This window comes from Myxococcus dinghuensis (assembly GCF_024198235.1).
GTDB classification, from domain to species: Bacteria; Myxococcota; Myxococcia; order Myxococcales; family Myxococcaceae; genus Myxococcus; species Myxococcus dinghuensis.
The window spans coordinates 64,088-77,936 of the sequence record NZ_JAKCFB010000008.1; the positions used below are offsets into that span (position 1 = coordinate 64,088).

10 protein-coding genes and 1 pseudogene are annotated in these 13,849 nt (G+C 70.5%); 10 read left to right on the forward strand and 1 reads right to left on the reverse strand.

Annotation, left to right across the window (positions count from 1 at the left end; translation table 11 throughout):
• Positions 1 to 25 precede the first annotated feature (25 nt).
• From LZ198_RS43645 to LZ198_RS13760, 9 genes and pseudogenes are all read left to right on the forward strand, one after another.
• Positions 26 to 142, forward strand: a pseudogene (locus LZ198_RS43645) (hypothetical protein); the annotation flags it as partial.
• Between the two features lie 1,365 nt (positions 143 to 1,507).
• Positions 1,508 to 3,217 (forward strand): hybrid sensor histidine kinase/response regulator, encoded by a 1,710-nt coding sequence (locus tag LZ198_RS13730; RefSeq protein ID WP_253972568.1) that lies wholly within the window; start codon positions 1,508 to 1,510, stop codon positions 3,215 to 3,217.
• Positions 3,218 to 3,299: 82 nt separating this feature from the next.
• The gene (gene cheB / locus LZ198_RS13735; RefSeq protein WP_253972396.1) at positions 3,300 to 4,355 is read left to right on the forward strand and encodes a chemotaxis-specific protein-glutamate methyltransferase CheB; all 1,056 of its coding nucleotides are present in this window, start codon (positions 3,300 to 3,302) and stop codon (positions 4,353 to 4,355) included.
• Between the two features lie 7 nt (positions 4,356 to 4,362).
• On the forward strand, positions 4,363 to 5,985 hold the full coding sequence (locus LZ198_RS13740; protein WP_253972397.1) for a CheR family methyltransferase: 1,623 nt from the start codon (positions 4,363 to 4,365) through the stop codon (positions 5,983 to 5,985).
• An 83-nt stretch (positions 5,986 to 6,068) separates the two neighbouring features.
• Complete coding sequence (locus LZ198_RS13745) at positions 6,069 to 6,917, forward strand: tetratricopeptide repeat protein (protein WP_253972398.1); 849 nt, start codon at positions 6,069 to 6,071, stop codon at positions 6,915 to 6,917.
• On the forward strand, positions 6,914 to 7,045 hold the full coding sequence (locus LZ198_RS42880) for a hypothetical protein (protein ID WP_256559536.1): 132 nt from the start codon (positions 6,914 to 6,916) through the stop codon (positions 7,043 to 7,045). The genes LZ198_RS13745 and LZ198_RS42880 overlap by 4 nt, the downstream gene beginning before the upstream one ends.
• 72 nt (positions 7,046 to 7,117) lie before the next feature.
• On the forward strand, positions 7,118 to 8,059 hold the full coding sequence (locus LZ198_RS13750) for a metallophosphoesterase family protein (protein WP_253972569.1): 942 nt from the start codon (positions 7,118 to 7,120) through the stop codon (positions 8,057 to 8,059).
• Between the two features lie 109 nt (positions 8,060 to 8,168).
• Complete coding sequence (gene rpmE, locus LZ198_RS13755; protein ID WP_253972399.1) at positions 8,169 to 8,438, forward strand: 50S ribosomal protein L31; 270 nt, start codon at positions 8,169 to 8,171, stop codon at positions 8,436 to 8,438.
• Positions 8,439 to 8,651: 213 nt separating this feature from the next.
• Positions 8,652 to 9,533, forward strand: a complete 882-nt coding sequence (locus tag LZ198_RS13760) for a DNA-methyltransferase (RefSeq protein ID WP_253972400.1) — start codon at positions 8,652 to 8,654, stop codon at positions 9,531 to 9,533.
• 39 nt (positions 9,534 to 9,572) lie between these two features.
• Here LZ198_RS13760 and LZ198_RS13765 read toward each other — a convergent pair whose 3' ends face one another.
• Positions 9,573 to 11,327: a M1 family metallopeptidase gene (locus LZ198_RS13765; RefSeq protein ID WP_253972401.1), complete on the reverse strand. Its 1,755-nt coding sequence runs from the start codon at positions 11,325 to 11,327 to the stop codon at positions 9,573 to 9,575.
• 131 nt (positions 11,328 to 11,458) lie between these two features.
• Here LZ198_RS13765 and LZ198_RS13770 point away from each other — a divergent pair, with 131 nt between their 5' ends.
• Positions 11,459 to 13,849, forward strand: a complete 2,391-nt coding sequence (locus tag LZ198_RS13770; protein WP_253972402.1) for a 3-hydroxyacyl-CoA dehydrogenase/enoyl-CoA hydratase family protein — start codon at positions 11,459 to 11,461, stop codon at positions 13,847 to 13,849.

A 13,849-nucleotide genomic window follows, 5' to 3' on the forward strand; every position in this document is an offset into this window, starting at 1 on the left:
CAGGCAGTTCCGGGACCTGGTGACGGTGCGTTTGGAGCGCATCAACCGGGCGCTGATGGAGCTGGAGGTGGGCGCCAACGTGGAGGCCGGGCGCGGCGCGCTGCGGGAGCTGCACGGGCTCAAGGGCGAGGCCCGGATGATGGGCTTCGACGACATCAACGCGCTCGTGCACGAGATGGAGGAGCTCGTTCGCTGCGCGGAGCCTCGGCGCTACTCGCTGTCGGCGGACTCCACCGACGCGCTGTTGAGCGCCGCCGACGCGGTGCTCGTCCTCTCGGTCGCGGCTCCTGCTCCGCGCTCCTCGTCCGAGGTGACTCGCCTCGTGGATTGGCTCCAGGCATGTATCCGCACCGAGACCGAGGACACACCCGCCATGGCCGAGGGCGATGCGGTCCGGGTCTCCGTTCAAGAGGCGGCCCGGGCCATCGCTTCGGCCCGTGTGGGCGAGACGCTGTCCCCCGTGGTCGCATCGGCGGACGGACGCGGCGGGGCCGGGAGCCCGGGGGAGAGCGCCCACGGGAGCGAGGATGTGTCGTCAGGCGGCGGACGCGGTGGGAACGCCTCCCCGCGTGTCGAAGGGACTCCGGAGCGTCCGGGAAGTGACGTGTCGTCGCGTGGCACCGACCGTGTGGAGGTCGGCGCCGATGGTGCCTCCGTGCCCCGTGGTTCCGATGCGACTCATGCACGCGTGGGACGTGACTTGTCCCCTCGTGGCGTCGAGGGCGCGCAGTCACGTGTGACGGGAGACACCGCTCCGTCGTCTGAGGCTGAAGGTGGCCGTGTCACGTCTCCAGGTGGGGCCCTCGGTGAGGGCTCTCGTGGTGTCGCCGGCGTTGGCGCATCTGGGGAGAGTCCACGTGGCGTATCCGGCGTCGTCGGGGCATCTGGCGAGAGTCCACGTGGCGTATCCGGCGTCGTCGGGTCATCCGGCGAGAGTCCACGTGGCGTATCCGGCGTCGTCGGGGCATCTGGCGAGAGCCTTCGTGGCGTATCCAGCGTCGGGGCATCTGGCGAGGGCGCGCGTGGTGTATCCGGCATCGGGTCATCCGGTGAGAGCCCACGAGGCGTATCCAGCGGTGGGTCATCCGGTGAGAGCCCACGTGGCGTATCCGGCGTCGGGTCCTCCGGAGAGGGGCCGCGTACAGCCGGCGTCGGGGTGTCCTCCGTGGAACTGGGGCAGGGCGCCCGTTCGTCCGGTTCCTCCGGGGGCTCGGGGGGCCTGGGCGCAGGTGGCCCTTTGCCGGGGGCGCCTCGGATGGGCTCTCCGCTCATCGCTCCCGCACGGGCGACGAATCCGGGCGCATCTCGCGTGGAGTCGACCACGACCGCGGATGTCCGAGGCGAGCAAGTCCCAGCGGGCCGTACGACGTCTCCGTCGACGGCCAGTCCTCGCGGCTGGCCCTCCGCTCCACGCGCGGAGACCTCCAACGCAGTCGCCTCCTCGACGGAAGGCGGCCCGGCGCGGGGCCAGGGCTCCGCTACTCAGGGGGCCTCGGCGGGGACGACGGTGTCGCGCCAGCCCGAGACGCGCATGGACACGGCGGTGCGCATCGGCGTGGCCAGCCTGGACGTGTTGACCAGCGCGGCGACCAACCTCGCGCAGGTGGCGCGCCGTCGCGAGCGGGCCAATGCCCGGCGTCTCGCATTGGCGCGGGAGCTGGGACAACTGGCCCGGGAGGCGGAGGACCTGGGGCCCGCGGCCGCGTCGCTGGTGGCCCGGCTCGGCACCGCCAAGGAGCTGGCCGCCGCGCTGCACCGCGAGTCCAAGCTCCTCTCGAACGAGGAGCTTCGCGACCTGGGCATGGTGATGGAGGAGGTCCAGGGGCTGCGCATGCTCCCGCTCTCCGTCCTCTTCGAACCCTATCCACGCATGGTGCGCGACCTGTCCCGCGCCCTCGGCAAGGAGGTGGAGCTGGTCATCGACGGCGAGGACACCCGGGCCGACCGCGCGGTGGTGGAGGCGCTGCGCGAGCCGCTCATGCACCTGGTGCGCAACGCGCTCGACCACGGCCTGGAGACGCGGGTCGACCGGGTCAGTTCGGGCAAGCACCCCCGCGGCTGCCTCACGTTGCGCGCGGCCCGGGAGGGCAGCCGCATCATCCTCCGCGTCGAGGACGACGGCATGGGCATGGACCCGGCCGCGCTGCGGCGCATCGCCGTGCGCAAGGGCTTCCTGGACGAGAGCGCGGCCAACGCCCTGTCGGACGCCGCCTCCCGCGAGCTCATCTTCCAGGCCGGCTTCACCTCCCGCGAGGTGGCGACGGACCTGTCCGGCCGCGGCGTGGGCCTGGACGCCGTGCGCGCCTCCATCCAGGGCCTGGGCGGCGACGTCGGCGTGGAGTCCGCGCCGGGCTGGGGCACCATCTTCGAGCTGCGCGTGCCCGTGTCCCTGACGGTGGCGCCGCTGCTCTTCATCCAGGTGGGGACGGAGACGCTCGCCCTGAGCGCGACGCATGTCTCCCGGGCGCTGAAGGTGGAGCCCCTGCACCTGTGCGAGGTGGCGGGGCGTCCCGCGCTGCTCGTGGAGGGTCGGGTGCTACCGCTGGCGTCGCTCGGCACGTTGCTGGGGTTGGTGCCGGAGCGACCGGTGGAGGAGGGGGAGCTGGTCCTGGTGGTCCGCAGCCAGGGTGGCGCCGCGGCGCTGGTGGTGGACCGGGTCCTCGAGGAGCGCGTCCAGGCCATCCTCCCCCTGCGGGGGCTGGTCGCCCGGTTCAGCCACCTCACCGGCGCCACGTCCCTGGCGGATGGGCGGCTGGCCATGGTCCTGTCCGCCGCCTACCTCACCGCCAGCGCCCATGGGACGAGCGCGGTGCGGCTGCCCCGGTCAGCCACCCCGGACGTCGAGGCCCGGCGGCGGCGCATCCTCGTGGTGGACGACTCCCCCCTCACCCGGGAGCTCATCTCCAACCTCCTGGAGGCGGTGGGGTACGACACCGTCATGGCGGCGGATGGCGCGGAGGCGCTGGACGTGCTGGCCGCCGCGCCGGTGGACCTGGTGGTGACGGACCTGGAGATGCCCGGGATGGATGGCCTGGAGCTGACGCGGCACCTCAAGGGGCACCCCGTCCGCTCCCGACTGCCCGTCGTCATCCTCACCACCCGTGGTGGGGAGGAGGACCGGCGGCGTGGGCTGGCCGCGGGGGCGGACGGCTACATCACCAAGGGCGATCTGGTCCGCCAGGACCTGGTGGATGTGGTGGGCCGGCTGTTGGGTTGAGCCAAATCGCCTCAAACCCCTGTCGGGACGGGTCCCCGCATTGGCTATACTCCACACCTCGCGTACGGGGTATGGACAGGGCATGGGCAAGAAAGTGTCGGTGCTGGTGGTCGATGACTCACTCATCTGCCGACAGCTCATCTGCGAGGCGCTGAGCAAGGACCCCGACATCGAGGTCGTGGGGACGTGCGCGGACGGCAAGCAGGCCGTGGAGATGACCAAGGAGCTGCGCCCCCACGTCATCACGATGGACGTGGACATGCCGGTGATGGACGGGCTCACCGCCACCGAGCACATCATGGCGGAGTGTCCCACGCCCATCCTGGTGCTGACGGCGGATCCCCGCTCCCAGGCGCCGGAGCTGACGTACCGGGCGCTGGAGCTGGGGGCGCTCGCGCTGCAGATCAAGCCCGCAATCGATGCCGGTCCGGAGGCCTGGAACCTGGTGCGGGAGATCCGGCTGCTGTCGTCGGTGCGGGTCATCCGTCACCTGCGCCGGCCCCAGAAGGGCATCACCCCGCCGCGCGTGACGACGTCCGTGCTGCCCGCCGTGTCCATGGGCGTGGTGGTGGTGGCCGCCAGCACCGGCGGTCCCCAGGTGCTGTACCGGATGCTGTCGGAGCTGCCCGCGGACTTCCCCGCGCCCATCGTCATCGTCCAGCACATCAACGCGGCCTTCGCGGAGTCGCTGGCCGGGTGGTTGGCCAACGCCAGCCGGCTGAAGGTGCGGCTGGCGCAGGACGGCGAGCCGCTGATGCCGGGGCACGTGCTCATCGCTCCGCCGGGGATGCACACCGTCATCCCGTTCCGCGGGCGCGTGGGGCTCAAGCAGGGCGTGGAGCGTGACGGGCACATGCCGTCGGGCACGACGCTGCTGGAGAGCGCGGCCCGCACGTATGGCCGCCGCGCGGTGGGCCTGGTGCTCACGGGCATGGGGGCGGATGGCGCGGACGGTCTGCTGGCGATCCGACAGGCCGGAGGCCTGACGATGGCGCAGAACGAGGAGTCCTGCGTGGTGTTCGGCATGCCGGGCGCGGCGGTGGAGCGCAAGGCGGTGGACCACCTCATCCACGGCGATGAAGTCGCGTCCTCGCTGGCGCGACTGGCCCGGGGTGAATCTCTCGCAGTGGGGCGGTGAACCGAGCGTGCGTGGCCCGGGCGCCCAATGGGGCTACGTGCGGGCGTTCCTCACGTCGCGTACGGGTATGGCGCTCAGCGGGCCGCAGCTCCGGCGGCTGGATGATCGGCTGACGGAGCGCTGTCGCGGGATGACGCCGCACCAGTACCTGGCCCTGCTCCGCTCTCCCTCGGGCGCCGCGGAGCTGGAGGCGCTCATCTCCGCGGTGGTGGTGAACAAGACGGACCTGTTCCGGGACGAGGTGCAGCTGACGGCCTTCCGGGACCAGGTGCTCCCGCCGTTGATGGACCGGGTGGGGCGCCGCCCGCTGCGCATCTGGAGCGCGGGCTGCTCCACCGGCGAGGAGGTGGCCACGCTGCTGATGTTGCTGGCGGAGGCGGGCGCGGACCCGGCGAGCACGGTGCTGGGGACGGACATCTCCGAGGCGGCGCTGCGCAAGGCGCGCTCGCTGGCGTTCTCCCCCGAGCAGGCCCGCCGCGTGCCCGCGGGCTCGCGGGAGCGCTACTTCGCGCCCCTGGGCTCGCGGTTGACGCTGGTGATGCCCCTGCGCGCGCGCGCCAGCTTCCAGGTGCACAACCTCATGGACGCGCCGTATCCCATGGCGACGGGCGGGGAGGGGTTCGACGTCATCTTCTGTCGCAACGTGCTCATCTACTTCACGCAGGAGGCCTTCTTGCGGACGGTGGCCTCCCTCGCGGAGAGCCTCGTTCCAGGCGGCCTGCTGGTGCTGTCCGCGTCGGAGCCCCTGCTCCAGGTCCCGGCGACCCTGCGCGTCTTCCGCACGGAGACGGCGTTCTTCTATCAGCGCGTCGACGTCAGCCCGGAGCCGGACCTCGCGGTGACCTCCGGGGCGGTCCGCGCGCCGCCGGCGCGACAGTCCGGCCGGTTCGCCACGGTCGTGACGCCGTCGACGCCCGCCCCGCGGGAGCCCGTCCAGGGGACGGCGGGGGTGACCTCGCCTTCCACCTCCTCGCGTGAGTCCAGCCGGTTCTCCGTGGTGGGGACACCAGGCCCCGTCGAGACGGTGTCTCCCTCCGGCTCCTCGCGCGAGTCCGGCCGGTTCGCGGCGTTGGTGGCACCGAGTCCCCCAGGGGCGAGGGCTCCGTCGGGGCAGGTCGGTCGCCCTGGCGCGCCGACACCGTCGAGTGCGACACCGGCGCCCGCGCTCGGGGGGGAGGCGCCTGGGCGCGTCCCCCCGGAGGGCACCCCGAGCACGGAAGGGGCTTCACCGTCCGTACCCGTGCGTGAGTCCGGGCGGTTCGTGGCCGTGGATGTCTCTCGAGTGAGCGCTTCCGAGGGGACGGAGCCTGCCGCCTTCGCGGAGGCCGACCTGCTCTTCGCCTGCGTCCTCGATGGCGCGGCCTCCGGGGTCTCCGACGCGGTGGCGGAGCGGGACCTGCGGCGCTGCCTGGCGCTGGACCCGGACCACGCGGCGGCGCGTTATCTGCTCGGACTGCTGCTGGAGCAGTGCCGCCGGCCCTTCGAGGCGGTGGTCGAGTACCGCCGGGGCCTCCAGTCCCTGGAGGCGGGGCGCGCACGCCCGGTGCCGTTCTTCCTCAACCCGGTGCGGCTGCGGGTGGCCTGTGCCCATGCCGCGGGACGCCTGGACGCCCTGGGAGGGGCCCGCTGAGCGAGGGCAGGCGGGCGGCCGGCCCCCGGGGGCCCGCGAGAAGTCCGGACGCGGCGCCGAATTGGCCGTAAGATGCCCGACCCATGCGAAGGCTCGCCCTGCTCGCCCTGTTCGTTCTCCCAGGGTGTTTCTATCCCGCTGACCGTGGCCGCGCCCTCGAGGCGAAGGTGGACCGGCTCGGCGCCGACTCCGCGCAGATGCAGGCGGAGTTGAAGGAGGCGCGCGAACAGCTCGCCGCCACGTTGCCGAAGATCGACGAGAAGATCGGTCAGGTCACCAAGGCCCTCGACGGCCTGGATACCGCGTCGCGCCGCAAGGACGCGGACATCGGCATCCAGTTCCAGAAGACGGTCGAGGACCTCGCCCAGCTCCGGGGCCAGGTGGAGACCTACCTCCACAAGATCACGGAGCTGGAGACGGCCCTCGGCGCGCAGGACCAGAAGCTCCTCGCGCTCCAGGGCACCGCCGCGGTGAAGGAGGCGGAGGCCAAGAAGAAGGCGGAGGCGCTCCAGCGTCCCGCCGACAAGGACGACTTCCTCGCGCTGGCGCGGACCAAGGCCAAGGAGGGAGAGGTCCTCGTGGCCCGCCAGCTCTTCAACGAGTTCATGAAGAAGTGGCCGAAGGACGCGCTCGTGGGCGAGGCCTACTTCGGGCTGGGCGAGACGTACTTCGGCGAGTCCAAGTGGGCCGAGGCGGTCAGCGAGTACGGCAAGCTGGCGAAGGACTACCCGAAGACGCCGTCCGCGCCGGACGCGTACCTGCGCCTGTCGGAGTGCTTCGCCCAGTTGAAGATGAAGGACGAGTCGCGCCTGGCGCTGGAGGAGCTGGTGGCGAGCTATCCCAAGTCCGCCGCCGCCAAGACGGCCAAGGAGCGCATCGCGGAGCTGGACAAGGCCAAGGCGCCTCCTCCCAAGAAGGGAGCCAAGAAATGAGCGGTCGTCCGCTGCGGCTCGCGGCGCTGGCGTTCCTGCTGTTGCCCCTGGTCGCGGTGGCGGCGCCCAAGAAGCTCGTGCTGCTCTTCACCGGAGACAATGGGGGCGAAGTCGCCCCCTGTGGTTGAAGGCACAACCCGTCTGGCGGTCTGGCCAGACGAAAGAAGGCCATCGAGAACGAGCGCGCGAAGGGCGTGCCCGTGCTCGTGTTGGATGCGGGCAACGCGCTCTTCAAGAGCCGGGACAGCGGCATGGCCCCGGATGCGCGCCCGCGCGCGGAGCTCTTGTTGGCGCAGATGGACGCGCAGGGCACCACGGCCATGGCCGTGGGCGCGCGCGACCTCGTGCTCGGCGTGGACTTCCTGCGCAAGCAGACGCGCAAGTCGAAGCTGAAGCTGCTGTCCGCGAACCTGGTGGATGGCCAGGGCAAGTTGCTGTTCCCCGCCTCGGTGGTGACGGAGGTGGGCGGCCTCAAGGTGGGCGTGGTGGGCGTGTCGCCGGCCACGCCCGAGCCCCTGCCCATGGAGCCGCAGGCGACGGGCAAGGCCGCCGGCTCGACGATGCGGGGCCTGCCGCTCCAGCCGGCCATCGCCGCGGAGGTGAAGCGCCTGCGCGAGCAATCCAAGGTGGACCTGGTGCTGCTGCTGGCGGCGGCGCCCTACGTGGACGTCGTCCAGGTGGCGGACTCCGTGGAGGGCGTGGACTTCGTGGTGCAGTCGCACGAGGGCCGGGGCTCCGGCATCGCCCAGCGGCAGGGACTGACCACCGTCGTCCCGCCGGGAGACCGGGGGCGGCAGTTGGCCCGGCTGGAGCTGTCCGTCGACGGCCCCGGTCGCTTCGTGGACAACTCCGAGCCGCTGCGCGCGAAGGAGAACCTGCGCATCGTGGAGATGAGCCTGTCGAAGGCCCGGGAGCGGCTCCAGTCCACCACCGATGCGGCCGGGAAGCGGGCCTTGACGGAGGCGGTCGCCAGCCTGGAAGCCCGGCGGACGGCCTTGGAGAAGACGGCGGGGCAGGGCGCAACGCAGGCCCCCCGGACGCATCTATTGTCGTACATCCAGTTGGGCGCGGACGTTCCGGCGGACCCGGTCGTCCAGAAGTCGGTGGAGCGCGTCGAACCCCCCGGTTCGGCCGCCCACTAGCCCGTGCTGGTCTTGTGCCCCGGCCGGCGCGCCGTTATAAGCGCCGGCCACTACAGTGCCGGACCTCCCTCCCGTGGGCGGGTGGGGGCAAGGCACCCTGGAGAGCGTCATGAAGCCTGAAATGCACCCGGTCTATCCGCCGTCCCGCATCACCTGCGCCTGCGGCAACGTCGTCGAGACCCACTCCACCCGCGGCTCGTTCTCGGTGGAAATCTGCTCGAACTGCCACCCCTTCTTCACGGGCAAGTACAAGCTCCTGGATACCCAGGGTCGCATCGACCGCTTCCGCAAGAAGTACGCCGCGCAGCCGGCGAAGGACGCCGCCGCTCCCGCGGAGGGCGCTGCCCCCGCCAAGGGTGGCAAGAAGGCCAAGGCCTGATTCGGGCCTCGCCGCTTCACAGCACCGAAGCAGCATCCGACGAGCAGGGTGACGCAGGGCCTCCACGAGAGGCGCTGCCGCCCTGCTCGCGGCGCTTCTACGGCCCGGCGCACCCGTCAAGTTTCAGGGTGCTACAGGCCAGAAATTAGACGTAGCACCGAAGTGGCCTGACATTCCGCGGCGTCCCACGACGAAGAGTCCGACGGAGGCGAGATGTTCGCGGAAGCTGCTGCCCCAAACCTGAAGATTGTCCGGCGCTCCCTCAACGAGAGCGTGCACGCCAAGGGTGACGCCTGGACGCTCCTGCGCGGGGACAGCCTGGAGCTGCTGCAGCAGTTCGAGCCCCAGACGTTCGACATGATTTTCGCGGACCCGCCGTATTTCCTCTCCAACGGGGGGACCACCTGCAAGGGCGGCAAGCGGGTGTCCGTGCAGAAGGGCAACTGGGACGTGTCGCGCGGCGTGGAGGAGGACCACGCGTTCACCACCGCGTGGCTCGCCGCCTGCCAGCGCCTGCTCAAGCCCACCGGCACGCTCTGGGTGAGCGGCACCCAGCACGTCATCTTCAACGCCGGCTTCGCCATGCAGAAGCTCGGCTACAAGCTGCTCAACACCGTCACCTGGTTCAAGCCCAACGCGAGCCCCAACCTGGCGTGCCGCTACTTCACGCACTCCACGGAGCTGCTCATCTGGGCCTCGCCGAAGTCCGGCGGCAAGCTCCAGCACGTCTTCAACTACTCCAAGATGAAGGCGGACAACGGCGGCAAGCAGATGCGCGACGCGTGGGCGCTGCCGCCCTCCGGCGACGCGGAGGTCACCGCGGACGGCGAGGGCCGGCTGTGGACGCTCACCGTCCCGCGCGGCGGCGAGGAGAAGGCCTTCGGCAGCCACCCCACGCAGAAGCCCGTGGCGCTGCTCGAGCGCATCATCGAGGCGAGCACCCCCGAGGACGCGCTCGTGCTCGACCCCTTCAACGGCAGCGGCACCACGGGCGTCGCCGCCCTCAAGCTGGGCCGCCGCTACGTGGGCATCGACCTGGACACGAAGTACCTGGACCTCGCGCAGAAGCGCCTCACGGCCGCTTCCGCGAAGTAGGCCCCGGCCTGCTGACTCCGCCGGGGCCCGCGCGGGGCCTCAGGCGCGCGACAGGATGAGCTCCACGCCCTGCCGGGCGATGGGGTGGTAGCGCTCCCCGTACTTCTTGAAGAGCGAGCGCGCCAGCGCGCGGTGCTCGCGTGAGGCGGCGAGCACCCCGTACAGCGGCTTGAGGTACTTCATCCGGCCCACCTCGCCGAGGAAGGCCTCCGTGCGGCCCACCGCCGGCTCCCAGCCCGCGCGCAGCGCCGCGACGAGCCACGCCACCAGCACCTCCGAGTTGCGGCTCTTCGTGAGGCTGAAGCGCTCGTCCAACTGGCGGAACACGTCCCGGGGCGTGTCCTGGGGCAGCCACTCCAGGAACAACTGCCACTCCGCGGGCGTCCAGTCCTTCACCACGTCCTCGGACGGCACGGTGCCGCGCAGCTTCTCGAGCGTCTCCAGGCGGCTGGAGTGGGGCGCGGGCGCCCCCGGGGGGATGCCCGGGCGGTTGAGGTAGGCGTCCGCGTCCACCTTCGTCAGCACGCCGGGCAGCTCCCGCTCCACGAAGGCGATGAACTCCTCGGTGGTGAGCGCGCGGAAGCGGTACGTCGCCAGGTAGCGGCGCAGGAACCCGTCGAAGGCCTCGCGCCCCACGGCCTCCTCCATGGCGCGCAGGAGCAGGTAGCCCTTCTCGTACGGAATCTGGGAGAAGGCCTCGTCCGGGTCCACGCCCGTCAGGTGCGTGCGCAGCGCGGTGAGGTAGGGGTGCTCGCGGAAGTGGTGCAGCGCCTCCTCCAGCGCCCGCCGTCCCAGCGCCGCGTGCAGCGCGGCGACCTCCGGCCCCTCCATCGCCTCGAGGATGCGCCGCTCGGCGAAGACGGTGAAGCCCTCGTTGAGCCAGAAGTGCTCCGCCGAGGCATTCGTCACCAGGTTGCCCGTCCACGAGTGCGCCAGCTCGTGCGCCACCACGTTCACCAGGCTCTTGTCCCCCGCGATGAGCGTGGGCGTCAGGAACGTCAGCCGCGGGTTCTCCATGCCGCCATACGGGAACGAGGGCGGCATGGTGAGCAGGTCGAAGCGCTCCCAGTCGTACGGGCCGAACAGCGACTCGGCCGCGCGCAGCATGTCGTCCACGCCGGAGAACTCCTCCGCCGCGTCCTCCAGCAGCTCCGGCTCCGCCCACACCCGCGAGCGCGGGCCCAGCTCCTTCGGCGCCAGGCTCCCCACCGCGAAGGCCAGCAGGTACGGGGGCACCGGCTGCGGCATCTCGTAGTGCTCCTCCGCCTCCACCCCGTGCTCCTCGCGGCGCACGAAGCTGGCCGCCATGACCGCCTTGAGCGCCTTGGGCACCCGCAGCGCCGCCCGGTAGCGGATGCGGATCCTCGGCGTGTCCTGGAGCGGGACCACACTGCGTGCGTGGATGGCCTGGCACTGGCTGTACAGGAACGGGTGCTGGCCCCCCGCCGTCTGCGAGGGCGTCAGCCACTGGAGCGCGCTGGCGTTGGGCGCCGTGCGGTAGCGCACCGTCAGTTGCCGCAGCCCCGACGGCAGCTCCACGCGCAATCGACTTCCAAGAATCGGTTCAGGCGGAGCGAGGATGTAGGGCAAGGGACGACCATTGCCGTCCGTGACTCCCAGTATCTCCAAATCCCGGGTATCCAGGTCGAGGGGACCGGCGGAGGCTTCCTTGAGCGTCAGGGTCGCTTCCGCGTGGAGGCGGTGCGTCCGGAAATCGACGCGGGCCTTCCAGTCGAGGGTTTCCGTCTCGGGCTGCGTGCTGTCGTTGTACGAGTGCGGGTCGAGGCGCGCCATGGCGGCCTGGTTTGTAGTCGGTGTGACGACCCCGTGGCGAGCACGACGACCCGCCGAACAGATTGACTTTCGGGTCAATCGCCTACATTTGTGCAGTCCCCTCCTTCCCACAAGCAAGGGAGCCATTCCCAATGACGACGCGGATCCGCAAGGTAGCTGTGCTGGGCGCCGGAGTGATGGGTAGCGGCATTGCCGCCCATCTGGCCAACTCGGGCGTTCGCGCGCTGCTGCTGGACATCGTTCCGCCGAAGGCCGCCCCGGGCGAGGACACCTCGTCCAAGGCCTTCCGCAACAAGTTCGCCGCCGGCGCGCTGGCCAACATGCGCAAGCAGAAGCCCAGCCCCATCATGTCGGAGCAGGTCTTCACCGCCATCGAGGTGGGCAACTTCGACGACGACCTGCACCGCATCTCCGAGTGCGACTGGGTCATCGAGGTCGTGAAGGAGGACCTGGCCGTCAAGCAGGCCCTCTTCGAGAAGGTGGAGAAGCACGCCCGCAGGGACGCCATCATCTCGTCCAACACCTCCGGCATGTCCATCGTCGGGATGACGCAGGGCCGCGGCGAGGCGTTCAAGAAGAACTTCCTCGTCACGCACTTCTTCAACCCCGTGCGCTACATGAAGCTCCTGGAGCTGGTGGCCGGCGAGCACACGGACCCGGCGGTGATGAAGGCCATCCACCGCTTCGGCGAAGAGGTGCTCGGCAAGGGCATCGTCTACGGCAAGGACACCACCAACTTCATCGCCAACCGCATCGGCGTGTACGGGATGATGCGCACCATCGCGGCCATGGGCCCGGCGGAGCTCTCCATCGAGGAGGTGGACAAGATCTTCGGCCCGGCGATGGGCCGTCCCAAGTCCGCCGTGTTCCGCACCGCGGACATCGTGGGCCTGGACACCTTCGTCCACGTGGCGAAGAACTGTTACGACACGCTGACGCAGGACGAGGAGCGCAACGTCTTCGCCATCCCCGACTTCCTCCAGAAGATGGTGGAGAAGGGCATGCTGGGCGACAAGAGCGGCGGCGGCTTCTACAAGAAGGACAAGAGCAGCGGCGGCAAGGAGATCCTCGCGCTCGACCTGAAGACGCTCGAGTACCGGGCGCAGGGCAAGGTGCGCTACGAGTCGCTGGGCGCCGCCCGCGAGGTCGAGGACGTCAAGGAGCGCGTGGCCGTCGTCCTGAACGGCACGGACAAGGCCGCCAGGTTCGCCGAGCAGGTGACGCTGGACGTGCTGGCCTACACCAGCCGCCGCATCCCGGAGATCGCCGACGACGTGGTCAACGTGGACCGTGGCGTGCGCTGGGGCTTCGGTTGGGACCTGGGCCCCTTCGAGGTCTGGGACGCGTACGGCGTGAAGAAGGGCGTCGAGCGCATGAAGGCGCTGGGCCTCAAGCCGGCGAAGTGGGTGGAGGACATGCTGGCCGCCGGCCGCGAGTCCTTCTACGGCGTGGCGAACGGCAAGGACACCTACTGGGACATCCCGTCCAAGTCCGTGAAGGTGGTGCCGGAGAACGCCCGCACGCAGCGCGTGGAGTACCTCAAGCGCGGCAACAAGAAGATCGTCGGCAACGACTCCGCCACCCTGTGGGACCTGGGCGATGGCGCGACGCTGCTGGAGTTCCACACGAAGATGAACTCCATCGATGACCAGATCATCGAGATGATGGACACGGCGCTCAACGAGACGGAGAAGAACTTCAAGGGCCTCGTCATCGGCAACGACGGCGCCAACTTCTCCGCGGGCGCCAACATCGTCGCGCTGGTGTGGGCGGCGAAGAGCGGCGAGTACGAGTCCATCCGCAAGCTGGTGACGGGCTTCCAGGCCGCCAACCAGCGCATGCGCTACAGCCCGGTGCCGGTGGTGACGGCGCCCTTCAACCTCACCCTGGGCGGCGGCTCCGAGGTGACGATGGGCGGCAACGCCATCCAGGCGAGCGCCGAGCTGTACATGGGCCTCGTCGAGGTGGGCGTGGGCCTCATCCCCGGTGGTGGCGGCAACATGCAGCTGCTGCGCAACGTCTACGGCGCGTACTCCACGGACAAGGACTTCGACCCGCTGCCCTTCCTCAAGAAGGTGTTCCTGTCCATCGGCACGGCGAAGGTGGCCACCAGCGCCGAGGAGGCCCGCGAGCTGGGCTTCCTGTCCGCCTCCGACGGCATCAGCGCCAACCGCGACTTCCTCCTGTCCGACGCGAAGGCGCGCGTGCTGGGCATGGCGGACGCGGGCTTCCGCGCGCCGCGCCCCACGCGCTTCCGCCTGGGCGGCCCCAGCGGCTACGCCACCATCGACATGATGCTGTACGACATGCAGATGAACGGCCAGGTCAGCGCCCACGACCGCAAGATCGGCCAGAAGCTGGCGCGCGTGCTCACCGGTGGTGACACGAGCACCTCCGCCCTCGTCACCGAGGAGAAGCTGCTCGAGCTGGAGGCCGAGGCCTTCCTGAGCCTGTGCGGCGAGGAGAAGACCCAGGACCGCCTGACCCACATGATCGAGAAGGGCAAGCCGCTGCGGAACTGA

Coding starts and splice junctions, on each gene's coding strand:
- rpmE (WP_253972399.1), top strand. CDS start 8,169: ATGAAGCCTGAAATGCACCCGGTCTATCCGCCGTCCCGCATCACCTGC.
- cheB (WP_253972396.1), top strand. CDS start 3,300: ATGGGCAAGAAAGTGTCGGTGCTGGTGGTCGATGACTCACTCATCTGC.
- LZ198_RS42880 (WP_256559536.1), top strand. CDS start 6,914: ATGAGCGGTCGTCCGCTGCGGCTCGCGGCGCTGGCGTTCCTGCTGTTG.
- LZ198_RS13760 (WP_253972400.1), top strand. CDS start 8,652: ATGTTCGCGGAAGCTGCTGCCCCAAACCTGAAGATTGTCCGGCGCTCC.
- LZ198_RS13745 (WP_253972398.1), top strand. CDS start 6,069: ATGCGAAGGCTCGCCCTGCTCGCCCTGTTCGTTCTCCCAGGGTGTTTC.
- LZ198_RS13765 (WP_253972401.1), bottom strand. CDS start 11,327: ATGGCGCGCCTCGACCCGCACTCGTACAACGACAGCACGCAGCCCGAG.
- LZ198_RS13770 (WP_253972402.1), top strand. CDS start 11,459: ATGACGACGCGGATCCGCAAGGTAGCTGTGCTGGGCGCCGGAGTGATG.